This is a genomic window from Nonomuraea sp. NPDC049269 (genome assembly GCF_043197155.1).
Taxonomy (GTDB): Bacteria; Actinomycetota; Actinomycetes; order Streptosporangiales; family Streptosporangiaceae; genus Nonomuraea.
Genome location: NZ_JBICSO010000017.1, coordinates 50,916 through 74,761, shown reverse-complemented (window position 1 = coordinate 74,761; position 23,846 = coordinate 50,916). Strand labels below are relative to the sequence as shown.

Genomic DNA, 23,846 nt, shown 5'->3' with positions numbered 1-23,846 from the left:
GCTCCCTCACGACGCCCATGCGTCCGGGCGGCGCAGGGCGTCGAGGGTGATCAGGACCGGGGGCGGGCCGAGCTCATCGATCTCCACCCGGTCGAGCTCCGGGGCGGCGTTCCGGATCGCCTCCTCCAGCAGGGCCGACGGCGCGGTCGCGGCACCGCAGCCCCCGCGACCGCGCCGGAGCCGTACCCTCGCCTCGCCGTCCGCCACGGTCACCGACTCGACGGCCGAGCCGCCGAGCCGGGGCCGTACGCGGCTCACGGCCCGCTCGACTCGGACGGACACGTCCAGCGGATGCAGGCCGTGCAGCAACAGCAGGTAGGCGACCAGTTCGTCCTCGGCCAGCGCGGGCCCCAGCGCGTCCCCGCCGATCGCGAGGATCCGGGCGAGAGCCTCGCCGTACAGGTCGAGCAGCGCCTGGAGCGCCTCGACGGTGAGCCCGGGGTCGGGCAGCGAATCGACGCTGTCCAGCAGGGCGTCGACCCGGGCCACCCGCTCGGCGGCCTCGCGGTCGGTCAGTGACATCGCCCGCCCCTATCCGGAGACGCTCGTGCCCAGCGTCGGGGAGTGCACCTGCTTGAGCACCTTCCCGTCGCCGAGGTACATGTGGACACCGCACGGGAGGCAGGGGTCGAAGCTGCGTACCGTACGCATGATGTCGATGCCCTTGAAGTTCTCCGGGCCGTTCTCCTCGAAGATGCGCATCCCCTGCACGGCGTCCTCGTACGGACCGGGAGTGCCGTAGCTGTCGCGCGGGCTCGCGTTCCACGGCGTGGGCGGGTACGGGTGGTAGTTGGCGATCTTGCCGTCCCGGATCACCATGTGGTGGGACAGGACCCCGCGCACCGCCTCGTGGAAACCGCAGCCGATCGCGTCATCGGGCACGTCGAAGTCGGTGAAGACCTTCGTCCGGCCGGCCCGTACCTCGGCCATCGCCTTGTCCAGGAAGTGGAAGGCCATCGCGGCGGAGTAGGCGATGAAGTAGATGCGGGCCCGGTTGCGCTCGATGGTGTTGGACCACTGGGGCACCTTCCACTCGAACCTCATCTCCGGCAGGAGCGTGCTCTTGGGCAGGTTGATCTCCACGCTGTGACCGGTCGCCTTGACGAATCCGGTGTCGACGATGCCGGCCAGCGCCGTCGTCCAGAGCCGGGCGAGCGCCCCGCCGCCGGTGTCGAGCGCGAGGTGATCGCCGGTGCGGTCGTCGTACCAGCGGGGGCTCATGACCCAGCTGTAGTTGCCGTCCGTCAGGTTCCGCTTCTGCGGCTTCGGCAGCGTCGTCTGGTTCCACGGATGACGCCGGTCCACCGGGTTGCCGAGCGGGTCGTGGGTGACGAACATCTCCTCGTTCTGCCAGTCGTCGTAGAACGAGCTGCCCAGCAGGATCCGGAGGCCGAGGTTGATGTCCACCAGGCTCGTGGTGCGCAGCTCGCCGTCCAGGACGATTCCCGGGGTGACGAACATGCCCCGGCCCCACTCGCCCATCGTCCGGTAGTCGTAGTCGACGACGGCCGGGTCCTGGAAGGAACCCCAGCAGCCCAGCATGATCCGCCGCCGGCCGACCTCCTCGTATCCGGGCAGCGCCTCGTAGAAGAAGTCGAACAGGTCGTCGTTGACCGGGACGACCTTCTTGATGAAGTCGAGGACCCTGAGCAGCCGGGACAGGTAGTCGGTGAACAGCTGGGGTGTCGCCACCGTGCCCACGCCGCCCGGATAGATCGTCGAGGGATGCACGTGCCGCCCCTCCATCAGGCAGAACATCTCCCTGGTGACCCGGCTCACCTGCAGCGCCTCGCGGTACATCGCGCCGGTGAACGGGTTGAACGCCCGCATGATGTCGGCGATCGTCCGGTACCCGTGGACGTCGGCGTGCGGCGCCTCCGTGGTCTCAGCCCTGCGCAGCAGGCTGGGGTTGGTCTCCTTGACGATCTGTTCGCAGTAGTCGACGAACACCAGATTGTCCTGGAACAGCGTGTGGTCGAACATGTACTCGGCCGCCTCGCCGAGATTGATGATCCACTCGCCCAGAGGTGGCGTCTTGATGCCGTACGCCATGTTCTGTGCGTAGACCGAGCAGGTCGCGTGGTTGTCACCGCAGATGCCGCAGATGCGGCTGGTGATGAAGTGCGCGTCCCGCGGGTCCTTTCCGCGCATGAACACGCTGTAGCCCCGGAACAACGAGGAGGTGCTCTTACACTCGACGACCTCGTTGTTGTTGAAGTCGATCTTCGTGTAGATCCCCAGGTTGCCGATGATGCGGGTGATGGGATCCCAGGACATCTCGACCAGTTGCCGAGTCTCCTGAGCCTCCTTGGATCGGATGGTCACCGCGTCGTTCCCTCTCGCCTAGCGCTGTTCCGGTTGGTAGCCACTCGTCAACTCAGGCTCGTTGTGGCGCCACTTGGGCTCCTTGTTCACCGTCCTGTTGGTGATGCCGCGCAGCTTGCGGATGAGCGATCCGTACGCGCCGGTGGCGGTGGTGGACACCAGCGCACCGGGCGGCTGGTCCATGAACGGCATGAACTTGTCGGGGAACCCGGGCATCGTGCAGCCGATGCAGATGCCGCCCACATTGGGGCAGCCGCCGATCCCGCCCATCCAGCCGCGCTTGGGGACGTTGCAGTTGACCACCGGGCCCCAGCAGCCGACCTTGACCTGGCACTTGGGCGAGTTGTAGTCCTGGGCGAAGTCGCCCTGCTCGTAGTAGCCGGCGCGGTCGCACCCCTCGTGCACCGTCTTGCCGAACAGCCAGGTCGGCCGCAACTGCTTGTCGAGAGGGATCATGGGCGCCAGCCCCGCGGCCTGGTACAGCAGCCAGGTCAGGGTCTCCATGAAGTTGTCGGGCTGCACCGGGCAGCCCGGCACGTTGATGATGGGCAGCCCACCGGCCGAGCGGAAGTCGTGGCCCAGGTAGTCGCCGAGTCCCATGCTGCCGGTCGGGTTCCCGGCCATGGCGTGGATGCCGCCGTACGTCGCGCAGGTGCCTATCGCGACCACCGCCCACGCCTGCGGCGCGAGCCGGTCGATCCACTGGTTGACGGTGATCGGCTGCCCGGTCACCGGGTCGTTCCCCATCGACGTCCAGTAACCCTCGCCGTTGATCTTCTCGTTGGGGATCGACCCCTCGACGACGAAGACGAACGGGCGTAGACCGCCCTCCGCGGCCTGGTGGAAGGCGGCCATGAAGTCGCTGCCCGTCTCCGCCGCCAGCACCTTGTTGTGCAGGTGCACCTTCGGCAGTCCGGGCACCAGGCCGAGCAGCACCTCTTCGAGGCTCGGCTGGGAAGCCGCCGTGATCGAGACCGTGTCGCCGTCGCAGCTCATGCCCTCCGAGGTCCACAGAATGTGCACCTCGTCCACAGCGGCGTCCGTCGTGGTTTCGCTCATGTCCACGGCCCCCGTCTCGGCAGTTGGGCGTAATGCGTTAGGTATCGCCGCCAATGACATGGAGTAAGCACTCGATGCACATAGTGACCACGTCGATGGAGGAATGCGGACGACCAGGTCGCTTCCCTTGCCGATTCATGCACTTTCAGAGGTGCCGTCCGCATGCCGCCTAGGGCATTACCGGCCGGTCCAGCGCGGGGGTCTGCCTTCCGCGAAGGCGCGCGGACCTTCGAGGGCGTCCTGTGAGCCGAGCATCGCCCGGTAGCGCGGCAGGTCGGCGACACGGAGCGTCTGGTACGCCTCGGCCACACCCAGTCCCTCGGTCGTGCGCGCGATCTCCTTGATCGCCGCGATGGCCAGGGGCGCCGCGGAACAGACGTGGCGGGCCAGCTCCATGGCCGCCTCAAGGAGCCGGTCGCCGGGCACGACCCGGTTGACCAGGCCCCAGCGGGCCGCCTCGGGTGCGGTCATGCGCCGTCCGGTGACCAGCATCTCGGTCGCGAGAACGTACGGCAGTCGCCGCGGCAGGCGCAGGACCCCGCCCGAGTCGGGGACCATGCCCAGCCGCACCTCCGGCAGCGCGAACTCGGCGGGCTCGGCGGCGACGATCAGATCGGCCGCCAGGGCGAGCTCGAAGCCGCCGCCCAGCGCGAGGCCGTTCACCGCGGCTATCACCGGCTTGTCGAGGGTGAAGAACTCGGTCAGACCGGCGAAGCCGCCAGGACCGTGGTCGGCGTCGATCGCCTCGCCGGCCTTCAGGTCCCAGCCCGCCGAGAAGAACCGCGCGCCCGCCCCGGTGAGGATCGCCACGCGCAGGCCGGGGTCCGTACGCAGCCGTTCGAACGCCGCGTACAACGCCTTGCTGGTCGCGACGTCGATGGCGTTCGCCTTGGGCCGGTCGAGGGTGACGGTCAGGATGCCGCCGTCCTCCGACATCCGTACGGGATCAGCCATGGTCCGCCGCCAACCGGATCAGCGCGTCGGCGGCCAGCACGCCGTGCCCCTCGGGCCGTACGAGCAGCGGGTTCACGTCGAGTTCGATCAGCCGCCCGGCGTGCGTCTCGGCGTAGCGGGCGATCACGCTGACGGCGTCCAGCACCGCCGCCACGTCGCCCGGCGGCCGCCCTCGGTACCCGTTGAGCAGCGGCCAGATCGTCAGCGAGGTCAGCGCCGCGTGGACCTCCTGCCGCGAGGCGGGCAGGAGCAGCTGAGCCACGTCCCGCAGCAGCTCCACCAGCACCCCGCCCGCACCGACGGTCAGCACGAGGCCGAACCGGGGATCGTGCCGGGCGCCGATGATCAGCTCGGCGACGGTGTCCTGGACCATCCGTTCGACGAGGAACCGTTCGGACAGGCCGGACATCCGGCCCACCGCACCGCGCACGTCATCCGCGCCGCGCAGGTTCAGGTGCACCGCCCCGGCCTCGGTCTTGTGCGGGAGAGACGTGGACACGGCCTTGACCACCACGGGATATCCGAGTTTCTCGGCGTACGGCCCGGCCTCCTCCGCGCCCACCAGCGCGCCTTCCGGAACCGGCAGGCCGAGAGCGGCCAGTGCGCGCTTGGCGTTCCACTCGTCCAGGAGCAGCGGCGTGGTCCCCGCGGACCGTGGCGCGGGCGTGACGGGCCGGACGTCTCCGGCCCGCGCCTGGGCGGCGCCGATCAGCGCGGCGGCGCGGATCGCGTCCAGGCATTCGGGCAGGCCCTGCATGGGCGCGATGCCTTCGGCCAGGAGCCGGGCGCCGACGTGCTCCGGCAGCCCTTCGGGCAGCGAGCTGACCACGCACGCCGGCCCGCCCGCGCGCCGGGTCGCCGCGATGAACGCCGCCAGCGTCGTCTCCCAGTCCGCCGGCACGCAGCGGTCCTCCCGGGGGAGGTCGACGACCAGGAGGTGGGCGTCGAATCCCGCGCCCAGCAGGCCGGCGAAGCACTCCGTCTGGGCTCGCCGATCGCCCCAGATGTAGGTGTGGTAGTCGAGGGGGTTGGCGATGGCGACCGCCTCGCCCAGCACGGCGCGCAGGCGCTGCCGTACGGCGGGCGGGAAGGCGGGCAGCGTCAGGCCGCGCGGCTGGGCGAGGTCGGCCACCAGTGAGGCCTCGCCACCCGAGCAGCTCGCCGAGGCGATGCGGGTGCCTTTCCGGGCGCCGTGCACGCTCAGCAGCTTCAGCGTCTCCAGCAGACCCGCTGGATCCTGGACCCGGGCCACGCCCAGCCGCGCGAACAGCGCGTCGTACAGGTCGTCCGGGCCGGCGAGCGAGCTGCTGTGGGCGAGCGTGGCCAGCGCGCCGAGCTCGGAGGAGCCCGACTTGAGCGCGACCAGCGGGACCCGCCGGGTCAGCGCCCTGATCGCGACGCGCGAGAAGCCCGCCACGTCGTCCAGCCCCTCGATGTGCAGCCCGATCGCGGTGATCCGCCGGTCGTCCAGCAGCGCGTCCACGATCTCGGGCAGGCCGATGCCGGCCGCGTTGCCAAGCGAGATCACGTACGCGAGCGGCAGCGAGCGGCGCTGCATGGTCAGGTTCACGGCGAGGTTGCCGCTCTGCGTGACGATGGCGACGCCACGCTCGACGGGCGTGCCGCCGTGCTGGTCGGGCCAGAGCGCGGCGCGGTCGAGGTAGTTGAGGAGGCCGTAGCAGTTCGGGCCGAGGATGGCCATCGCGCCGGCGGCCTCGATCAGGCCGCGTTGCCGGGCGGGCCCTTCGCCGCCCGCCTCGGCGAAGCCCGACGCGTAACACACCGCGCCGCCGGCGCCCCGCCGGGCGAGTGCCGCGACGATGTCCACCGTCGGCTCGCGCGGCACCGCGACGAAGGCGGCGTCGGGCGCCTTGGGCAGCTCGTCGACCGCGCGGAAGCAGGTGAGTCCCTCGATCGAGTCGTGGTACGGATGCACGGGCCAGAGCTCGCCCGCGAAGCCGACCTGCCGGCACTGGCGGATCACCTCGGCGGCGGGCCGCCCGCCGAACACCGCGATGTGCCGCGGGGCGAGCAGCCGGCGCAGGTTGTGCCGGTGCGTCCGGCTCGCGTGGCTCATCCGCCGTACGGGCGCAGCAGCGCGCGGGAGATGATGTGCCGCTGGATCTCGCTGGTGCCGTCCCAGATCCGTTCGACGCGGGCGTCCCGCCAGAAGCGCTCGATCGGCAGCTCCGTCATCAGCCCCATGCCGCCGAAGATCTGGACCGCGTGATCGGTGATCCGGCCCAGCGCCTCGGAGGCGAACAGCTTGGCCATCGCGGCGTCCTGGTCGGTCATGCTGCCCTGGCCGAGCTTCCAGGCCGCGCGCAGCATCAGCAGCTCCGCCGCCTCCAGCTCGGTGAGCATGTCGGCCAGCTTGAAACCGGTGCCCTGGAAGCGCCCGATGGACTGGCCGAACTGCTCGCGCGTCGCGGCCCATTCCGTCGCCGACTCGAGCACCCGGCGGGCGCGTCCGACGCTGGTCGCGGCGACGGCCAGACGGCTGCTGCCCAGCCATTCGGCCATCAGCTCGAAGCCGGCGCCCTCCTCGCCGAGGCGCTGCCGGGCCGGGATCCGGCAGTCGGCGAAGGACAGCTCGCACTGGTGGTAGCCACGGTGCGAGACGCAGGGCGAGCCGCGCCGCACCGAGAGGCCCGGCGTGTCGGTGTCGACGAGGAACGCGGTGATGCCGGGCCCGGTCCTGGCGAACAGGATGACGAAGTCGGCCTGGTCGGCATGGCTGATGAAGTGCTTGATGCCGTTGACGACGTAGTCGTCTCCGTCGCGCACCGCCCGGGTCCGCATCGACCGCACGTCGGAACCCGCGCCGGGCTCGGTCATGGCCAGGCAGTCGTGGCGCTCGCCACGGATCGCCGGTAGCAGGTAGACGTCGATCTGCTCGTCCCGGCACGCCTGGAGGATGTTGCTCGGCCGCGTGACGAGCATCTGCAACGCGTAGGACGCGCGTCCCAGCTCGCGTTCGACGAGCGTCATGTCAAACGCGTCCAGCCCGCCCCCGCCCAGTTCCGCGGGCATGTTGGCGGCGTATAGGCCCGAGGAGAGCGCCTTGCGCCTGATCTCGTCCGCGAGCTCCTTGGGCACGTCGTCCAGCCGCTCGACCTCGTCCTCGTACGGATAGAGCTCGGTCTCGACGAAGCCGCGCACGGTGTCGACGATCATGTGCTGTTCGGTGGTGAGTGCGAAGTGCACGGATTCCGTCCTCACGGTCGTACGGAAGGAGTCTTGATCCCCATCACGTGGCCCACCGCCCGCGGCCGGGGCAGGGCGGCGTGGGCGGTGTGGATCGCGGTCAGGCGTTCGCGCAGGTACGGCGGCAACGGGGTCACGCGACCCGCGCGGGTGTCCACGTGCAGCAGCAGTTGCTCGGCGGTCGCCAGCAGCGCGCCGCTGTCGCCGTGGCGCATCTCGTGAAAGACGTGCAGGCGTTTGGCGTCGAGATCGAGCAGGTGGACGGTGAGCCGCAGCGGTTCGCCCCTCGCCGCCTCCCGCAGGTAGGACAGGTGGGTCTCGGCGGTGAAGAGGGAGTGGCCGTCGTGCCGGTAGTGCTCGTCGATGCCGAAGTAGCGGAAGAACGCGTCGGAGCTGTCGCCGAACACCAGCAGGTAGCACGACTCGCTCATGTGGTCGTTGTAGTCGACCCATTCGGGCAGCACCGGCGTCCGGTGCAGGCACAGCGGGGCGGGGATGGCCGCCGAGGCGTCCCAGGGCCGGTGCCCGCTCCCCTCGTACGGCGTCACGACGCGAGACATGCGCATCACACCTTCAGCCGGGGCGTGTCGCGGAGGAGGGCGCGGGTGTACGGCTCGACGGGATGGTCGAGCAGCTGCCCGGTAGGGCCCGCCTCCACGACCCGGCCGCCGTGGAGCACCACCGTCCGCGACGCGATGGACCGGGCGAGGGCCAGGTTGTGGGTCACGAACAGCATCGACAGCCCACGGGTCCGGCGGATCTCGTCGAGCAGCGTCACGATCGACGCCTGGACGGAGACGTCGAGGGCCGAGGTGACCTCGTCGCAGATGAGCAGGTCCGGCTCGCAGGCCAGCGCACGGGCGATCGCCACGCGTTGCCGCTCCCCGCCGGACAGCCGGTCGGGGAAGACGTGGTAGGCCGAGGGAGCGAGCGCCACCTGGTCGAGCAGGTCGAGCACCCGCCGCTCCGCCTCCCTCCCCCGCGCGAGGCCGAACAGGTGCAGAGGTCTGCGGATGATCTCCCCCACGCTCATGCGCGGGTTCAGCGACAGGTACGGATTCTGGAAGACGTACTGGATCGCCTTGCGCAGCTCCCGGGTGCGGCGGCGGGCGACCGGGGGCACCGGCTCGCCTTCGAACGTGATGGATCCCGTCCATTCGCCGTGCAGCCCGGCCAGGCAGCGCGACAGCGTGGTCTTGCCGCTGCCGGACTCCCCCACGACGGCGACGCATTCGTCCCGGCCGACCCGCAGTTCCACCGCGTGCAGCACCGGTGTCCGGCCGTGGTGCGCGCGGAGTTCGCGGACGTCGAGGACCGTCTCCGCCGCCGCGGGCCGTCCCGGTGCCGCCGGGCTGACCGGCAGGGGTTGGGCCCGTACGTGCTCCGCCCGCAGGCAGCGCGACTGATGCCCGTGGCCCATCTCCGTCATGGGAGGCTCGGCCCGCGTGCACTCCGCGATGGCCATCGCGCACCTGTCGTGGAAGCGGCAGGCCGTCGGCCGTCCTCCGGGAGCGGGGGCGCGGCCAGGGATCCCGGCGAGCGTGCGCCCCTCGGTGACGCTGGGAATCGCGGCCAGCAGCGCCCGCGTGTAGGGGTGGGAGGGGTTGGCGAAGACCTCCGCCTTGGGGCCGATCTCGACGATCTGGCCCGCGTACATCACCGCGACGCGATGGGCCAGCTCCGCGACGACCGCCAGGTCATGGGTGACGTACACCGCCGCGACTCCATGGCGCTCGCAGAGGTCCCGCACCGTGGCCAGTACGTGGGCCTGGGTGGTCACGTCCAGGCCGGTGGTCGGTTCGTCGAGCACGAGCACCTTGGGCCGCGGCGCGAAGGCCATGGCGATGGCCACCCGCTGGAGCTGACCACCGGACAGCTGGTGCGGGTAGCGGCGCAGGAACTCGCCGGACGTGGGCAGCGCCACGTCCTCGAGCACCTCACGGACGCGGGCCATCCGGTCGGCACGGCGGCCCACGCCGTGCACGTCGAGGACCTCGCGGATCTGGAACCCGATCCGCAACACCGGGTTGAGCGAGGCCGCGGGATCCTGGGGGACGTAGGCGACGACGGAGCCGCGCCGGTCGCGAGCGGCCCGGCGCGGCGGGCTCAGCATGTCGACGCCGTCGATCTCGGCGGCGCCCGCGGCGATGTGCGCCCCTTTGCGGGTGTGCGCGAGCAGCGCCGTACCGACGGTGGTCTTTCCGCTGCCCGACTCGCCGACCAGCGCCAGCACCTCGCCGGGTCGGACGTCGAAGTGGATCCCGTCCACCACGTCCGGGCCGCCGTGGTCCAGCTCGACGCGGAGGGCGACGACCGAGCAGCGGGCGGCGGTCATGACCGCGCTCCTGGGGCGCGCGTGCTGTTTCCCGCGATGCCGTCGGCGATGAGGTTGGTCCCGATGGTCAGCACCGCGATCGCGATCGTCGGGGCGAGGATCGCCCATGGTTGTACCAGCAGGGCCAGCCGGTTCTGGTTGATCATCATGCCCCAGTCCACCGCCCGAGGGTCCGACACGAAACCGAGGAAACCGATCGAGGCCACCAGCCCGATCGAGTAGGTCAGCCGCAGGCCCGCCTCGGCCAGGAGCGGGCCGGACATGTTGGGCAGCAACTCGGAGAACAGGATGCGGGTACGCCGCTCGCCGAGCGCCTCGGCCGACTGGACGAACTCGCGGGTGGCCAGGGTCGTGGCCATGCCCCGGGCCAGCCGGGCGACGCGGGGGGCGTGCGAGACCCCGACGACCAGGACGACGAGCCACGGCTCGGGACCCACCGTCGCGAGGAGCACGAGGGCGAGCACGATCTGGGGGAAGGCGAGCACCACGTCGTTCAGGCGCATGATCACCTCGTCCACCCAGCCTCGGGCGTATCCGGCGACCAGGCCGATGACGACGCCGAGCACCATGCCGAGCAGCGTGGCCAGGGCCGAGGTGAGCAGGATGGACCGCCCGCCGTACAGGAAGCGCGTCCACACGTCCTGGCCGAGGTAGTCGGCGCCGAGCAGGGCCACCCCGCCGGGCGGCGCGTACGGCCGGCCGACGATCGCGGTCGGATCGTGCGGCGCGACCAGCGGACCGGCCAGGGCGGTGGCGGCCACGACCACGGTGAGGAGAAGCCCGGCCCACATGCGTGACGTCCTCAGCGAGGCCCGGAACGCGCGTGGCCGCGACGGCATCGCGGCCGACCGGCCGCCGACGCCGATGCGTTCACTCCGCTCGCTCATCGGATCGCCGTCCTCAGCCGCGGCGTGACCAGGATCGTCAGGGCGTCGGCGATCAGGTTCACCACGACGTAGATCGCGGCGATCAGCAGGGCCAGCGCCTGGATGACGGGGATATCCCGGTTACGCACCGCGTCGACCAGGCTCACGCCCATCCCCGGGTATTGGAAGAGGTATTCGACGACGACCACGCCACCGGCCAGCCAGGCCAGTTGGAGCGCGGTCACCTGGATACCGGGCACGATCGCGTTGGACAGCGCGTGGCGGCGCACCGCCAGCCGCTCGGGCACGCCTTTGAGCCTGGCCATCTCCACGTAGTCGCTTTCGAGGACCTCGATGAGCGAGGCTCGCAGGATGCGGCTGATGTACGGCACCACGGCCAGCATCAGCGTGGCCACGGGCAGGATCATCGCCGCCGGGTCGGCCCACGGCGGCGCGCCCGGCACCGACATCGACACCGAGGGCAGCCAGCGGAACACCGTGGTCGAGAACAGCGCGACGAGCAGGATGCCGATCACGAACTCCGGCAACGCCGCGACGGCGAGCATGACCACCTGGACGGCGTGGTCGGCCGCCCGGTCGTGACGTCGCGCCGCCACGAGCGCGAGCAGGAAGGCGAGCGGGATGATCAGCACCGCCGAGACGGCCACGAGGACCGCGCTGTTGACCACCCGGGTGCCGATGAGCGTGCTCACCGGCTCCTGCGCGGCCAGGGACGTGCCGAGGTTCCCGTGCAGCAGATCGCCCAGCCAGGACAGGTACCGCTCGACCGGCGGCTGGCCGAGACGCAGCCGCTCGCGCAGCGCCGCGAGGCGATCCGGGGTCGCCGAGCGGCCGAGGATGGCCCTGGCGGGGTCGCCCAGAGCCTGGGTGGTCACGAACACCAGGACGGAGATCAGCCAGAGCGTGATGGCGGCGAGCGCGAGGCGGCGCGCCAGCCAGGCCACCCAGCCCCAGGCGGGGGCCCGGCCGGCCGCCTCAGCCGATCGAGACACGACGGAACTGGTAGTTGGACAGGGGGAGGTTCTTGTCCGGGACGAACCCCGTGACCTTGCTCGAGTACGCGTCCACCTGGTTCCTGAAACCCCAGATGATGTGGCCGCCGCTGTCGTACTCGATCTTCTGCGCCTGTTTGAGCAGGTCCGTGCGCTTGGCATCGTCGAGTTCGCGGCCGGCTCGTTTGATCAGCGAGATGAACGTCTTGTCGGCCCAGTGGGTCTCGTTGTACGGCGATCCCGGCAGCGAGCCGTCGGCGACCTGCGGCAGGTAACCGCGGGTGAACCAGAAGTCCTGGGCGAAGGTCCAGCCGAGGTACTGGTCACCGTAGAAGGTCGAGGAGTCGACCTTGCGGACCTCGACGGTGATCCCGGCCCCTCGCGCCTGCCCGGCGAACAGCTCGGCGGCGTCGACGGCGCCGGAGCCGATGCCGGTGGAGGTGACCAGCTCGATCCTGAGATCGGCGTGACCGGCCGCCTTCAGCAGGGACTTCGCCTGGTCGAGATCCTGATGGCGCTGCGGCAGCTCGGCCGCGTAGGCCGGGTCGAACGGCGCGTACAGGTCGTTGGCGATCCGGCCCTGGCCGTTGAGCGCCTGGGCGATCAGTTGCGGACGGTCGACGGCCAGGCGGAACGCCTGCCGTACCCGTACGTCGTTGAACGGCGCCGCGTCCACCCGCATGGTGAAGGGGGTCCACGAGCCGGTCTCGGAGATCAGGACCTGCGCGCCCGCCGCCTTCACCACGTCGATCTGTGACAGGGGCAGGTTGTCGATCGCCTCCACCTGGCCGCTGAGCAGCGCGTTGACCTTGGCGTTGTCGTCCGGGAAGTCGATGATGACGAGCCGGTCGGCGTAGGCCTTCTCCCCCCAGTAGTCGTCGAACCGCTTGAACGAGCTCTGCTCGCCGGGCTGGAAGGACTCGAAGGCGAACGGTCCGGTGCCGATCGGCTTGCGTACGTCGAAGCCGACCGGCACGATGCCGAGCGCGTACTGCGCGAGCTGGTCCTTGAGCAGGGCGTAGGGGTACTTCAGCCCGATCTGGACGGTCCGCGCATCGATCTTCTTGAGCTCGGCCGGATCGATCATCGCCAGGCCCGATGCCCCGGAGCCCGGATCCTTCGGGTCGATGATCCGTCTCAGGGAGAAAATGACGTCGTCGGCGTCCACGGTCTTGCCGTTGTGGAACCGGACGCCCTCTCGCAGACGGAGCGTCCAGACCTGCCCGTCCTTCGACGTCTCCAGGCTCTCGCCCACCAGCGGCTGGATCTCGTACGCCGGGCTGCGGGTGAACAGCGGCTCATAGAGGTTCAGCACCCGCGCCTGGTCGGGGTACGTGACGGGGTTGTGCGGATCCACCGAGTCCTTGGCGCTGCCCCCCGTGGCGCCCACACGCAGGACGCCGCCTCTCACGGGAGCGGTTGAGGCAGACGGTTGCCGGGTGGCTCCGGTGTTGTCGCCGCAGGCGGCGAGAAGTCCTCCGGATACGATTCCTGCGCTGAGCAGGGCACTGTTGCGGAGAATCTCCCGCCTTGTCTGGCCCTGATTCCGAGTGCTCATCACAACTTGGACCTCGCGATCATGTCCCGTTGCTCTTATCGTGCAATCAATGCTCGAATGGCGTGACAATAGATGCGCCATGCGAACAGGTCAAGAGTCCAGAATGTGAGGCCACGATGACGGACACCGGCCAGGAGCACGATGGAGCGCCGTCCGGCAGGGTGCAGTCGCTGGAGCGGGCGATCGCGCTGCTGAACGCCGTGGCGGACAGTTCGCCGCAAGGCGAGACCGTGGCGAACCTCGCCGCCCGGTGCGGCCTCAACCGCGCGACCGCGTGGCGGCTGCTCGCCACGATGGAGCGGCACTCGATGGTCGAGCGCGACCCGCACACCAGCCGGTACGCGATCGGGTTCGCCGTCGCCCGGCTGGCCACGGCGGCTGGCGTCGACGGCCTGGTCCGGCGCGCCCACGGCGTGGTGGAGCGCGTCTCCCGGCAGACCGGCGAGACCGCCAACCTCGCGGTCGCCCGCCCTCTCGGGCTGACCTACGTCGACGAGGTCACCCCGCCCGTCGTGCTCAGCGCCAAGTGGCTGGGCCGCCAGGTCCCGCTGCACGCCACATCCACCGGCAAGGCGTTGCTGGCCTGGCTGCCGGCGGCCGACGTCGAGTCGCTGCTCGCGGGGCCGCTCACGGCGTACACCGACACGACGGTCACCGATCAGGTGCGGCTGCGCTCGGAGCTGGCGCTCACGAAGGAGCGCGGCTATGGCGTGTGCGTCGGTGAGATGGAGCCGAATCTGTACGGCGTGTCCGCCCCGGTGCTCGACGAGCACGAGCGCCCCGTCGCCGTGATCAGCATCTGGGGTCCGAAGGACCGGGTGCCGGAGGACCGGTTCGCCGCGCTCGGCGCTCTGGCGTGCGAGGCCGCCGCCGACATCGCGGAGGCGACGGCGAGGGCTTGACAGACCGGGTTCTCATTGCAGATTGTGAGATGACCGTTCGTTATATGAGCGAAGGGACAAGCCAATGTCTCGCAAGGTCATCCTCACCTGTGCCGTGACGGGGTCCGGTCACACGCCGACGATGTCACCGCACCTGCCGTTCACCGTCGAGGACATCGTCGCCGACTCGGTGGCCGCCGTGGAGGCGGGCGCCTCGGTCATCCACCTGCACGCCCGCGATCCCAGAGACGGCCGGCCGACGCCCGATCCGGCGGTCTTCATGGAGTACCTGAAGCCCATCAAGGCGGCTACCGACGCCGTCGTGAGCATCACCACCGGCGGCGGCACCGGGATGACCGTCGAGCAGCGCCTTGAGGTCATCGAGGTGGCGCGGCCCGAGCTGTGCACGCTCAACCTGGGCACCATGAACTACGGCGGCTTCCCGATGATCGACAAGCACCGCGGCCAGTGGCGGTTCGACTGGGAGGAGCCCTACCTCGAAAGCACCCGCAGCGAGCCGTTCGTGAGCACGTACGCCGACATCGAGCACATGCTCCGCACGGTCGGCCCGGAGACCGGGGCCAGGTTCGAGTACGAGGCCTATGACGTGGGTCACCTCTACACGCTGGCCTACTATCTGGAGCTCGGCCTGGTGAAGCCGCCCATCTTCCTCCAGACGATCATGGGTGTGATGGGGGGCATCGGCGCCGACGTCGATCATCTCGTCCACATGAAGCGGACCGCCGACCGCCTGCTCGGCGACACGTACGAGTGGTCCGTGCTGGGCGGAGGGCGCCACCAGTTCAACATGGTCACGGTGGCGGCCGTCATGGGCGGGCACGTGCGGGTGGGCCTCGAAGACGGCCTCTACCTCGGCAAGGGACGGCTGGCGCCGTCCAACGCCGAGCAGGTGCGCAAGCTCCGCCGGATCCTGGAGGAGCTGTCCCTGGAAGTGGCGACCCCGGCGGAGACCCGCCAGATCCTCGACCTCAAGGGCCTGGACCAGGTGGCCTTCTGATGGGCTTCGCGGCTCCCGAGTCCGTGACCGTCGTCGCGGTCGTGGGCACCGGTGTCATCGGCGGCGGGTGGGCGGCCCACTTCCTGCGCATGGGGTATGACGTCGTCGCGTTCGACCCCGGCCCCCAGGCGGAGGAGCGGCTGACCGCCCTGGTCGACAACGCGTGGCCGACGCTGGAGCGGCTCGGCCTGGCCGCCGGCGCGAGCCGCGACCGCCTGCGCTTCACCGGGTCTCTGGATGAGGCCGTCTCCGGTGCCGGCTTCGTGCAGGAGTCGACGCCGGAGAACCTCGACGCGAAGGTCCGCGTCCTCGCCGACATCGACGCGGCGGCCCCGCCGGGGGTCGTCGTCGCGTCGAGCACGTCCGGCTTCGCCATGACCGACATGCAGTCCGGCTGCCGTACCCCTGACCGCTTCGTCGTCGGCCACCCGTTCAACCCGCCGTACCTGATCCCCCTCGTGGAGGTCGTCGGCGGCAAGGCGACCTCGGCCGCCGCGGTCGACTGGGCGGACCGGTTCTACTGTGTCGCGGGCAAGGTCTCGCTGAAGATGGACCGCGAACTGCCCGGCTTCATTGGCAACCGGCTGCAGGAGGCGCTGTGGCGCGAGGCTCTCCACATGGTCGCTGCGGGGGAGGCGACCGTGGACCAGCTCGACGCCTCCATCGCGTACGGGCCCGGACTCCGCTGGGCGCTGATGGGCCCCTGCCTCACCTTCCATCTCGCGGGCGGCCCCGGCGGCATGTCCCACATGCTCGACCATTTCGGGCCCGCGCTGCTGGAACCGTGGACCCGGCTCCAGGCGCCGCCGCTCACCCCGTCGCTGCGTGACCAGATGGTGTCGGGGTGCGCGGCCGAGGCCGCCGGCCGATCGATCGAGCAGCTCGAACGGGAGCGGGACGACTTCCTGGTCGACCTGCTGCTCCTCCTGGAACGCCACGCCGAGCGGTGGGGCCGTGCCTGACCTTCGGCAGGCGCCGTTCGCCGCCTACAGCACGCGGGTCCTGGCCGACTGGGTCGACTACAACGGCCACATGAACGACGCGTACTACGCGCTCGTGTGCGGCCGGGCGAGCGAGGCGCTCCTCGACGCGCTCGGCCTCGGCGCGAAGTACCAGGAATCAACCGGATGCACGACCTACACCGTCGAGTCGCACCTGCGCTACCTGAAGGAGGCCCGCGCCGGCGAGACGGTCCGCGTGCTGACGCTCCTCGTCGAAGCCGCTCCCAAGCGTCTGCGGATGCGCCACAGCCTGCGCAACGGCGGCGACGAGGAGATCGCCACGGGCGAATTCGTCTACCTGCACGTCAACCAGCTCAGCGGGCGCGTCGAACCGATGCCGCCGGACCGGCAGGAGCTCGTGACCGCCGTGTTCGCCACCCACGAACCGCTCTCTCGTCGGGCCGTGTAGTATTCAGACTATTTAGGTAGGAATAAGGGAATGCAAAGGGAAGGTGAGCATCCGTGTCCAGCTCCACGCCGTGGCCTAGCCTCGACTCCATGCCGACCGACATGGACGTTCACGCAGCCCTGCTCCCCGATCCTGACCGCGCGACGGTCGCGGTCCTGCCACCGATCGCGAGCGAGGGGCACTGGGCGGGCGGGCCCAGCGCGGTCGCGGCCGACGGGCTGATCTATCTCGCCTATCGGCTGCGGCGTCCGGTGGGACAGGGCCGCGGGTACGCGGTGGTCGTCGCCCGTTCGGTCGACGGTGAGCGGTTCGAGACCCTGACGACCATCACCCGCGAGGAGATGGCCGCCGAGTCCCTGGAACGGCCCGCCCTGGTGCGTACGGACGAAGGACGCTGGCGCCTCTACCTGAGCTGCGCCACCCCGGGCACCAAGCACTGGCGGGTGGAGGTGCTGGAGAGCGACGATCCCGCCGGGTTCGACCCGCGCTCACGCGACACCGTCCTGCCCGGCGACCCCAAGACCGGCGTGAAGGACCCGGTGATCGTACGGCGGGACGGGAAGTGGCATCTGTGGGCCTCCTGCCATCCGCTGGCCGACTCCGACGAGGCCGACCGGATGGTGACCGACTACGCCACCAGCGCCGACGGCCTGGAGTGGACGTGGCAGGGCACGGCGCTGAGCGGGCGGCCGGGGCTGTGGGACGGACGCGGCGTACGGATCAGCTCGGTGCGTTTCGACGGCGACCGGGTGCTGGCCTTCTACGACGGCCGGGCCAGCGCGGCCGAGAACTACGAGGAGCGCACCGGGATCGCCGAGGGCCCCGACCCCGGCGAGCTGACCCCGCTGGGGACCACCCCGGCGGCCATGTCGCCGCACCAGGGCGGCGGACTGCGTTACCTCGACATCGTCGACCTGCCGGACGGCCGGATCCGGCTCTACTACGAGTACACCCGCGCCGACGGGGCCCACGAACTGCGCACCGAACTGCGCTGATCAGGGCTCGGCTGGTCGGGGCGGGCTGAGCTGATCAGGGCTGGGGCGCTCAGGGCTCGGCTGCTCAAGGCGGGCCGGGCGGCCGTTTCTGGACTGCCGCTGGCCGGGCGGCCGCGCGCCGACCAGGCCGCCCGAACGCTCCCGGGGCCTGAGCCAGTCACCGAAGTCCTCGCCGGTGACCCGCTGCAGGAGCTTGATGTCTTCGGTGAAGTACGGGATGAGCTGACTCCGCTGCTCCCAGGTCAGGGGGCGGCGAGGGGCGGCCCGCCGCTGGAGCAGCTGCTCGACGGGATCGGCCAGGGCCCCGGGCAGGAGCCGCCGGGCCGTGGACAGCAGCGCGTGCCGCGGACTGGCGTCGGGATGAGCCGTGACGTTCTCCCTCGGCGTCTCGGTCAGCAGCCCCTGCTCCACCCCGAGGAACCCGCAGATCCGGTCGAGCGTGTCGGCCGGCCGGTCGACGAGGTCCCGGTAGCGGAAGACCAGCACCTGCTCGCGCGGGAACAGCTCGTACAGGTCGGCGAGCTGCTCGCCGTACCGGCCGAGTGCCACGTAGTGCCAGAAGTGCGCCCATCCGGCGGCGATCCGCCGGCCCTCCTCCTCGCAGGCGCGCACCACGTCGCCGATCGGTTCGAGCCCGGCCGACCACAGGTGGGTCCAGTTGGAGTGAGCGCGTTCGACCGGGTCCCGCACGATCACGATGAGCCTGGCGTCCGGGATGGCCGCCTTGATGCGGCGTTGCGCGTCGCGGTCGTACAGGTAGAAGGGTGTGCACTCGCCGGTCAGCGTGCCCGCGGGCGCCGGAGCGAACAGCGCCTCGTAGTCCGCGCGGCGCCAGACATGCTCGCGGTACGTCTTCAGGTCGCCCGGCCCGCCCCTGGTGGGCGGCGGGCCGTCGGTGAGGAAGTACTTGGGCTCCTTCACCTGGGGCAGAAAGAGCTGTGGATGCCGCTGGAGCGCGGCGTGCAGGGCTGTCGTTCCCGCCTTGGGGACGCCTACGACCAGGAAGTTCGGCATGTGCACGGTCATCCCTCCAAATCCCTACTCCTAACTTCTAATTTCCTACCAATTATGTAGGACGTTACAAGTAGGCGTTTGGCCAGGGCATGCTCACCGTGTACGGACGCACGGATCGGCAGCCGCGACGCCAGGTGGCGCGGCTGCCGATCAGGTCAGGTCAGGGGGTGACGATGGCGAGTTGGTCGACGGCATCCTCGGTGACCCAGAGGTTGTCGTCGGATCCGACGGTGATCTGCATGGGGCCGGAGTAGCTGGTCGGGAGGCCGTATTCGCTGATGGTGCCGGTTGTGGTGACATTGGCGACGTTGTTGCTGCTCTGTTCGACGAACCACACGTTGTCGTCCGGGCCGAGAGTCAATCCCCAGGGGAAGCTGTTGGGATCGGAGAGGGAGTAGTCGGTGAAGCTGCCGCCGGTGGTGGCCTTGCCGACCCTTCCTTGGGCGTCGGTGTACCACAGGTTGCCGTCGGACCCGGTGGTGATTCCTATGGGCAACGCGCCGCTGGGAGCGGCGTACTCGGTGACCGTTCCGCCGGTGGTGATCTTCGCGAGGCTGCCGAGGAGTGGCTCGGTGAACCACACGTTGTCGTCAGGGCCGGTGGTGATGAACATGGGGTAGGCGCCGCTGGTCGGCAGGCCGTACTCGGTGATCGTCCCGGACGTGGTGATCTTTCCGACCTGGTCGACGTTGGTCTCGGTGAACCACAGGTTGTCATCCGGGCCGACGGTGATGCCCCATGGATAGGCGCCGCTGGTCGGCAGGCTGTATTCGGTGATCGTCCCGGAGGTGGTGATGCGCCCGATCTTGTTGCCCGTCGCTTCGGTGAACCACAGGGCGCCGTCAGGGCCGGTGGTGATATGACCGGGCTGAGAGTCCGCGTTGGGCAGGCTGTATTCGGTGTACACGCCGCCCGTGGTGACTTTCCCGATCTTGTTGCCGTAGTTCTCGGTGAACCACAGGTTGTCGTCCGGCCCGGAGGTGATTCCGACAGGGACCGCCCCGTAGGTCGGTACGGCGCTCTCGTTGATCGTCGGCGTGCGCAGGGAGTCGGCTACGCGCATCGGGCCGTTTCCGCGCGGATTGGGGGGCGGGAAGGTGCATCGGATGTGCTTGTGGCGCGGCTGCTGCTTGAGCTTGAGGCAGAGCTTGACCCAGGGGCGTGGGGGCGCGGGGGGCTGGGGTGGCTTGGCGGCGGATGCGGCGGCCGGTATGTGGGCCGCCAGGAGCAGGGCCATGACGGCGAGTGGATATCCGAGGATTCTGGAGCGTCGACGCATGACATTCCCTTTCGGGTAGAACGGAAATAAATCGGACGGACGAGCAGAGGGACCCGGGAGGATTTTGCCGCTGTGATGTCCGGAATGCTCGAATATCCGCTGCGAATGCCGCCGAATACTCGATACACCGGACATTCCGGCCCTCCGGTCCGGCTCAGCCGTCCCAATATCTCCCGGCGCCACCATTCCTTCTCGGCTGACTTCGTTTGTGGCCGGTCATGAGTCCGCCAATTCACCGGCCGGGTTACCAAAACAGCAGGCGGCCGGGTCAGTGGGGAATGACGGGAAGCGGGTGATCAGGTGACCGTATGGGTGATGACGCCGGTGTAGTGGCCCAAGACGGCCGCGATCGGGACGCTGATCACAAGCTTCGGCTGCCAGCTGGTGCTGGTGGCGAGCGGCGACTTGGTCCCCCTGAACGCGGTCACCGGCGAGGACAGCGGAACCTTGTCCGCCGCGGTGAGCTGCCCCGGGAAGCGGGAGCCACCGCCCGATTGGCCGGTGGCAGGGCCGGACCAGTACGAGATGTTGCCTTTGGTGATCGTCTCGCCTGCGCTCCCGCCGCCGGTGGTGAAGTTGGTGGACGTCACCGTCGTTGTCCAGGTCATGGACCCGTTACGGCCATCGTCCACGGTGATCGTGCCCAGGGTGGCGCTGAGCGTGTTGCCCTGACTGCCGTTTCCCAGGTTGCTCGAGGCAGGCACGGTGATCGTGAGGGTATTGGCGTGCAAGGCGAACGTGGAGTTCGTCGCGGCACCGATGACACCGGCGGCAGCCGCAGGGGCCGCGGGAGCGCCGAGCCCGAGGCTTACGACGATCGACGCCATCAGCGAGGCGAATGTCCGCACGTATCTCCTCGATTCCGATGAACCTGCATGAACTGGACTGCCCGATTCGACAAGCGAAAAGTCGTCGGCAGTCTAAACGGCGGATGGCGGGCCGCGTTCATAGGGCAATCCTCGTGGCCGGTAAATTCGCTGCCAACACTTATGCAGCATTTTGGCGGACAGCTCATAGACCGGGGGCTGCGACCAGGTCAATCACGGTATTCGAAGGCTTGGCGTTTTTTGGTGGGGCGATTGACCTTATCGGCAAAGGAGTCGCTTTCGCTCCATGTTAATGTCCCCACATCCTGGGTCCGGAGCGGGCCGGGGTTTTCGATGTCTGCGAATTCAAGGGGAATTCACCAGCATGAAAACGCTTTTGAGGACCAGCCTGGTGGGATTGGCGGGGGTAATGACCCTGGGGGCGCTGACCGGGATGCCGGCCGAAGCCGGCACCTGTGCCAACAACACGGCGTGCAACACCACGACCACCTTCGACGTGACCGTGGGTGCGCTGGAGATCACCGTGCCCAACAGCACGGTCGACCTGACCAACGACGCGGCGCCGGGCGGCTACGCCTCCGGGCAACTGGGGGCGGTCACCGTCAACGACGCGCGCGCCTCGGCCACGCCCACCTGGACGACGTCCGTGACCTCGTCGTCCTTCACCACCGGCGGCGGTGACGACCCCGGGGAGACCATCACCAACGCCAGCGTGTCCTACTGCTCGGGGACCGCCACCGCCACAAGCGGCAACGGCACCTTCACCGCCGGCCAGACCGGCTGTGCCGCGCCACCTCCGGCGACGGGACAGGCCTTGAGCGCCTCGCGCACCGCCTACAGCCATTCGGGTGGCACCGGCAGCAACTCGGCAACGTGGAATCCGCTGATCACCATCGCAACCGCCCTGAGCAACGTGGGAGGCCAGTACACCGGCACGATCACGCACACGGTGACCTGACCACGGTGGCTCTGCGTACCATGCTGCTCTCCTCGCGGCTGCTCTCCTCGCGGCTGCTCTCCTCGCGGCTGCTCTCCTCGCGGCTGCTCTCCTCGCGGCTGCTCTCCTCGATCGGAGCGCTGACGCTGCTGCTCAGCGCGATCAGCGCCCCCGCTCTCGCACAAGGCGGATCGGGCGATCCGGACCCGTCCCGCGGCGTCATCGGCATCAAGCTGCTGGAAGCCTCCGCCAACCGCCGCGACGACCCCCGCGCCTACCTGTACATCGTCGACCACATCAACCCCGGCACCAAGATCTCCCGGCGCTTCGAGATCGAGAACACCTCCGGCAGTCCCCAGCACATCTCGGTCTATCCCGGTGCGGCGGAGATCCGCGATCACAAGTTCCTGCCGACGCCGGAGCGCGACGCCAACGAGCTGAGCTCGTGGGTGTCCATCAACCGCACCGAGCTGGTCGTACCGCCGCACAGTCATGTCCCGCTCAAGGCCACGATCACCATTCCCCAGTCCGCCACCAAGGGGGAACGGTACGGCGCCATCTTCGCCGAGGCGACCTCCCCATCCGCGTCCGGCTCCGCCCGCAGCGTCCAGATGGTCAACCGGGTCGGGATCAGGATCTATCTCGACGTCGGCCCCGGCGGTGACCCGCCATCGGACTTCCGCATCGACCGGCTGACCCCCGGCCGCACCGCCGACGGCATGCCCGTGGTCCAGGCCACGGTGCACAACACCGGTCAGCGCGCCCTGGACATCAGCGGGAAGATGCGGCTGAGCGAGGGGCCCGGCGGACTAGGCGCCGGACCGTTCCCAGCCCAGCTGGGCACCACGCTGGCGGTCAACGCGAGTGCGCCGGTCGCCGTCGTGCTCGACGAACGGCTGCCCGACGGCCCGTGGAAGGTCGAACTCCTGCTGGAAAGCGGCCGGATCCACCACACCGTCACCGCGACGCTGCTCTTCCCCGGCAAGCCCGCCAGCTGGGGCATCCCGGCGCTGATCGACTCGCCCTGGCCGTGGGTCCTCATCATCGGCCTCGCCGCGGCGGCCGTGACCACTCTGGTCCTCGCCCTGCGCTTCTCCCTGCGCCGTCGAAGCCGCCTGTCCAGGTAGCCCCGGGAGGCCGCTGGCTAGACGGTGCCGCGCAGCGGGAGTCCCGCCTTGCGGTAGATGTCGTCGATGATCGTCATGTTGGCGACGGAGTCGGCCGGTGGGGTCAGCAGCGGGGTGCCCTGGCCTACCGCTGCCACGAAGGCGCGGAGCTGGCAGGTGTACGTCGGGTCGCCCGCGACGCGCTCACGGCGCCGCACGCCGTCGACGGTCACGGTCATCCGGTGGAAGAACTGCGGGGCGGCGAAGTTGGTGATGTGCAGCGACCCGCGTTCGCCTTCGACCCGCGCGGCGATCTTGAGCAACTGTCCCGACCACATGGAGGCGTGCAGCCGCCCGGTCGCACCGCTGGGGAAGCGCAGGTCGGCGGCCATCGCCCGATCGACCCCCGGAGACTGGACGAGCGCCGCCGCGGCCACGACCGAGGGCTCGCCCGGCCCGAGCGTCCGCAGGCAGTGCACCGCGTAGCAGCCCGCGTCCATGAGCGCGCCCCCGCCGAGCTTCAGCGAGTAGCGGATGTCGGAGAACCTGGGCAGCGGAAAGCACATCCAGGTCTCGACATGCCGGATCTCGCCGAGTTGGCTGCCGACGATCTCCAGAGCCCGTTCCATCAGCGGGTGGTAGCGGTAGTGGAACGCCTCCATGACCACCACGCCGGAGCTCGCCGCGGCGTCCGCGACGGACCGCGCCTCGGCGGCGTTGGAGGTGAACGGCTTCTCGCAGAGCACGTGCTTGCCCGCCTCGATCGCCTTAAGGGTCCACTCGGCGTGCAGCGCGTTCGGCAGCGGGTTGTAGACGGCGGTCAGCGAGGGGTCGGCGACCAGTTCCTCGTAGGAGTCGTGGACGTGCGGGATGCCGTGCTTGGCGGCGAACCCCGCGGCCCGCGACCGGTCCCGGGCGGCGACCGCGGCCACCTCCACCTCGGGTACGACACGGGCGGGCTTGATGAGCGCGGTGGGGGTGATCCGAGCTGCGCCGAGCGTCCCGATTCGCATGAGCGCATGATGCCAGATCCCCTTCCGGCGTGTCGCTTTGCCGGAGCTT

The 23,846-nt window shown here is 69.8% G+C and carries 22 protein-coding genes; 7 read left to right on the top strand and 15 right to left on the bottom strand.

The window, feature by feature from the left end; all coding sequences use genetic code 11:
* Positions 1 to 6: 6 nt before the first annotated feature.
* The 11 genes from ACGFNP_RS59335 to ACGFNP_RS59285 all read right to left on the bottom strand — a co-directional run bounded on the left by ACGFNP_RS59335 (position 7) and on the right by ACGFNP_RS59285 (position 13,149).
* Entirely contained in the window at positions 7 to 522 is a 516-nt protein-coding gene (locus tag ACGFNP_RS59335; protein WP_393333753.1) for a NifU family protein, read from the bottom strand.
* Between the two features lie 9 nt (positions 523 to 531).
* A complete protein-coding gene (locus ACGFNP_RS59330; protein WP_393333750.1) occupies positions 532 to 2,325 on the bottom strand; it encodes a nickel-dependent hydrogenase large subunit in 1,794 nt (597 codons plus the stop codon).
* 18 nt (positions 2,326 to 2,343) lie between these two features.
* Positions 2,344 to 3,384: a hydrogenase expression protein HypE gene (locus ACGFNP_RS59325; protein ID WP_393333747.1), complete on the bottom strand. Its 1,041-nt coding sequence runs from the start codon at positions 3,382 to 3,384 to the stop codon at positions 2,344 to 2,346.
* A 177-nt stretch (positions 3,385 to 3,561) separates the two neighbouring features.
* On the bottom strand, positions 3,562 to 4,338 hold the full coding sequence (locus tag ACGFNP_RS59320) for an enoyl-CoA hydratase-related protein (protein ID WP_393333744.1): 777 nt from the start codon (positions 4,336 to 4,338) through the stop codon (positions 3,562 to 3,564).
* Positions 4,331 to 6,415 carry an acetate--CoA ligase family protein gene (locus tag ACGFNP_RS59315; protein WP_393333741.1) on the bottom strand — a complete coding sequence of 695 codons (2,085 nt, stop codon included), beginning with the start codon at positions 6,413 to 6,415 and terminating at the stop codon, positions 4,331 to 4,333. The genes ACGFNP_RS59320 and ACGFNP_RS59315 overlap by 8 nt, the downstream gene beginning before the upstream one ends.
* The gene (locus ACGFNP_RS59310; protein WP_393333739.1) at positions 6,412 to 7,560 is read right to left on the bottom strand and encodes an acyl-CoA dehydrogenase family protein; all 1,149 of its coding nucleotides are present in this window, start codon (positions 7,558 to 7,560) and stop codon (positions 6,412 to 6,414) included. The genes ACGFNP_RS59315 and ACGFNP_RS59310 overlap by 4 nt, the downstream gene beginning before the upstream one ends.
* Positions 7,557 to 8,105, bottom strand: a complete 549-nt coding sequence (locus tag ACGFNP_RS59305) for a thioesterase family protein (RefSeq protein ID WP_393333736.1) — start codon at positions 8,103 to 8,105, stop codon at positions 7,557 to 7,559. The genes ACGFNP_RS59310 and ACGFNP_RS59305 overlap by 4 nt, the downstream gene beginning before the upstream one ends.
* Positions 8,106 to 8,110: 5 nt before the next feature.
* Entirely contained in the window at positions 8,111 to 9,880 is a 1,770-nt protein-coding gene (locus ACGFNP_RS59300) for an ABC transporter ATP-binding protein (protein ID WP_393333733.1), read from the bottom strand.
* Entirely contained in the window at positions 9,877 to 10,767 is an 891-nt protein-coding gene (locus ACGFNP_RS59295) for an ABC transporter permease (RefSeq protein ID WP_358335441.1), read from the bottom strand. Before ACGFNP_RS59295 ends, ACGFNP_RS59300 begins: the two co-directional genes overlap by 4 nt.
* Positions 10,764 to 11,759, bottom strand: coding sequence for an ABC transporter permease (locus tag ACGFNP_RS59290; RefSeq protein WP_393333728.1), 996 nt, complete (start codon positions 11,757 to 11,759; stop codon positions 10,764 to 10,766). Before ACGFNP_RS59290 ends, ACGFNP_RS59295 begins: the two co-directional genes overlap by 4 nt.
* The gene (locus ACGFNP_RS59285; RefSeq protein WP_393333725.1) at positions 11,743 to 13,149 is read right to left on the bottom strand and encodes an ABC transporter substrate-binding protein; all 1,407 of its coding nucleotides are present in this window, start codon (positions 13,147 to 13,149) and stop codon (positions 11,743 to 11,745) included. The genes ACGFNP_RS59290 and ACGFNP_RS59285 overlap by 17 nt, the downstream gene beginning before the upstream one ends.
* 284 nt (positions 13,150 to 13,433) lie before the next feature.
* On the opposite strand from ACGFNP_RS59285, the gene ACGFNP_RS59280 reads away from it, so the two are divergent.
* From ACGFNP_RS59280 to ACGFNP_RS59260, 5 genes are all read left to right on the top strand, one after another.
* The gene (locus ACGFNP_RS59280; RefSeq protein WP_358335433.1) at positions 13,434 to 14,219 is read left to right on the top strand and encodes an IclR family transcriptional regulator; all 786 of its coding nucleotides are present in this window, start codon (positions 13,434 to 13,436) and stop codon (positions 14,217 to 14,219) included.
* Between the two features lie 64 nt (positions 14,220 to 14,283).
* Complete coding sequence (locus ACGFNP_RS59275) at positions 14,284 to 15,216, top strand: 3-keto-5-aminohexanoate cleavage protein (protein ID WP_358335430.1); 933 nt, start codon at positions 14,284 to 14,286, stop codon at positions 15,214 to 15,216.
* The gene (locus ACGFNP_RS59270) at positions 15,216 to 16,178 is read left to right on the top strand and encodes a 3-hydroxyacyl-CoA dehydrogenase NAD-binding domain-containing protein (RefSeq protein ID WP_393333721.1); all 963 of its coding nucleotides are present in this window, start codon (positions 15,216 to 15,218) and stop codon (positions 16,176 to 16,178) included. The genes ACGFNP_RS59275 and ACGFNP_RS59270 overlap by 1 nt, the downstream gene beginning before the upstream one ends.
* On the top strand, positions 16,171 to 16,626 hold the full coding sequence (locus ACGFNP_RS59265; RefSeq protein WP_358335425.1) for a thioesterase family protein: 456 nt from the start codon (positions 16,171 to 16,173) through the stop codon (positions 16,624 to 16,626). Before ACGFNP_RS59270 ends, ACGFNP_RS59265 begins: the two co-directional genes overlap by 8 nt.
* A gap of 89 nt (positions 16,627 to 16,715) precedes the next feature.
* Complete coding sequence (locus ACGFNP_RS59260; RefSeq protein ID WP_393333717.1) at positions 16,716 to 17,621, top strand: hypothetical protein; 906 nt, start codon at positions 16,716 to 16,718, stop codon at positions 17,619 to 17,621.
* Here ACGFNP_RS59260 and ACGFNP_RS59255 read toward each other — a convergent pair whose 3' ends face one another.
* From ACGFNP_RS59255 to ACGFNP_RS59245, 3 genes are all read right to left on the bottom strand, one after another.
* On the bottom strand, positions 17,622 to 18,647 hold the full coding sequence (locus ACGFNP_RS59255) for a sulfotransferase (protein WP_358335419.1): 1,026 nt from the start codon (positions 18,645 to 18,647) through the stop codon (positions 17,622 to 17,624). It abuts the gene before it with no gap.
* A gap of 148 nt (positions 18,648 to 18,795) precedes the next feature.
* Positions 18,796 to 19,872: a virginiamycin B lyase gene (locus tag ACGFNP_RS59250; protein WP_358335416.1), complete on the bottom strand. Its 1,077-nt coding sequence runs from the start codon at positions 19,870 to 19,872 to the stop codon at positions 18,796 to 18,798.
* Positions 19,873 to 20,210: 338 nt separating this feature from the next.
* A complete protein-coding gene (locus ACGFNP_RS59245) occupies positions 20,211 to 20,762 on the bottom strand; it encodes a hypothetical protein (protein ID WP_393333713.1) in 552 nt (183 codons plus the stop codon).
* A gap of 343 nt (positions 20,763 to 21,105) precedes the next feature.
* Here ACGFNP_RS59245 and ACGFNP_RS59240 point away from each other — a divergent pair, with 343 nt between their 5' ends.
* On the top strand, positions 21,106 to 21,699 hold the full coding sequence (locus tag ACGFNP_RS59240) for a hypothetical protein (protein WP_358335411.1): 594 nt from the start codon (positions 21,106 to 21,108) through the stop codon (positions 21,697 to 21,699).
* Between the two features lie 5 nt (positions 21,700 to 21,704).
* On the top strand, positions 21,705 to 22,805 hold the full coding sequence (locus tag ACGFNP_RS59235; RefSeq protein WP_393333710.1) for a hypothetical protein: 1,101 nt from the start codon (positions 21,705 to 21,707) through the stop codon (positions 22,803 to 22,805).
* A gap of 17 nt (positions 22,806 to 22,822) precedes the next feature.
* Here the strand turns inward: ACGFNP_RS59235 and ACGFNP_RS59230 are convergent, their stop codons facing one another.
* Entirely contained in the window at positions 22,823 to 23,797 is a 975-nt protein-coding gene (locus ACGFNP_RS59230) for a Gfo/Idh/MocA family protein (RefSeq protein WP_393333707.1), read from the bottom strand.
* Positions 23,798 to 23,846 lie beyond the last annotated feature (49 nt).

Bases quoted from the DNA above. Each gene is read 5' to 3' on its own strand.
- ACGFNP_RS59260 (WP_393333717.1), top strand. From the start codon at position 16,716: ATGCCGACCGACATGGACGTTCACGCAGCCCTGCTCCCCGATCCTGAC.
- ACGFNP_RS59255 (WP_358335419.1), bottom strand. From the start codon at position 18,647: ATGACCGTGCACATGCCGAACTTCCTGGTCGTAGGCGTCCCCAAGGCG.
- ACGFNP_RS59315 (WP_393333741.1), bottom strand. From the start codon at position 6,415: ATGAGCCACGCGAGCCGGACGCACCGGCACAACCTGCGCCGGCTGCTC.
- ACGFNP_RS59240 (WP_358335411.1), top strand. From the start codon at position 21,106: ATGAAAACGCTTTTGAGGACCAGCCTGGTGGGATTGGCGGGGGTAATG.
- ACGFNP_RS59300 (WP_393333733.1), bottom strand. From the start codon at position 9,880: ATGACCGCCGCCCGCTGCTCGGTCGTCGCCCTCCGCGTCGAGCTGGAC.
- ACGFNP_RS59270 (WP_393333721.1), top strand. From the start codon at position 15,216: ATGGGCTTCGCGGCTCCCGAGTCCGTGACCGTCGTCGCGGTCGTGGGC.
- ACGFNP_RS59230 (WP_393333707.1), bottom strand. From the start codon at position 23,797: ATGCGAATCGGGACGCTCGGCGCAGCTCGGATCACCCCCACCGCGCTC.
- ACGFNP_RS59335 (WP_393333753.1), bottom strand. From the start codon at position 522: ATGTCACTGACCGACCGCGAGGCCGCCGAGCGGGTGGCCCGGGTCGAC.
- ACGFNP_RS59320 (WP_393333744.1), bottom strand. From the start codon at position 4,338: ATGGCTGATCCCGTACGGATGTCGGAGGACGGCGGCATCCTGACCGTC.
- ACGFNP_RS59295 (WP_358335441.1), bottom strand. From the start codon at position 10,767: ATGAGCGAGCGGAGTGAACGCATCGGCGTCGGCGGCCGGTCGGCCGCG.
- ACGFNP_RS59280 (WP_358335433.1), top strand. From the start codon at position 13,434: ATGACGGACACCGGCCAGGAGCACGATGGAGCGCCGTCCGGCAGGGTG.
- ACGFNP_RS59275 (WP_358335430.1), top strand. From the start codon at position 14,284: ATGTCTCGCAAGGTCATCCTCACCTGTGCCGTGACGGGGTCCGGTCAC.
- ACGFNP_RS59250 (WP_358335416.1), bottom strand. From the start codon at position 19,872: ATGGCCCTGCTCCTGGCGGCCCACATACCGGCCGCCGCATCCGCCGCC.
- ACGFNP_RS59305 (WP_393333736.1), bottom strand. From the start codon at position 8,105: ATGTCTCGCGTCGTGACGCCGTACGAGGGGAGCGGGCACCGGCCCTGG.
- ACGFNP_RS59325 (WP_393333747.1), bottom strand. From the start codon at position 3,384: ATGAGCGAAACCACGACGGACGCCGCTGTGGACGAGGTGCACATTCTG.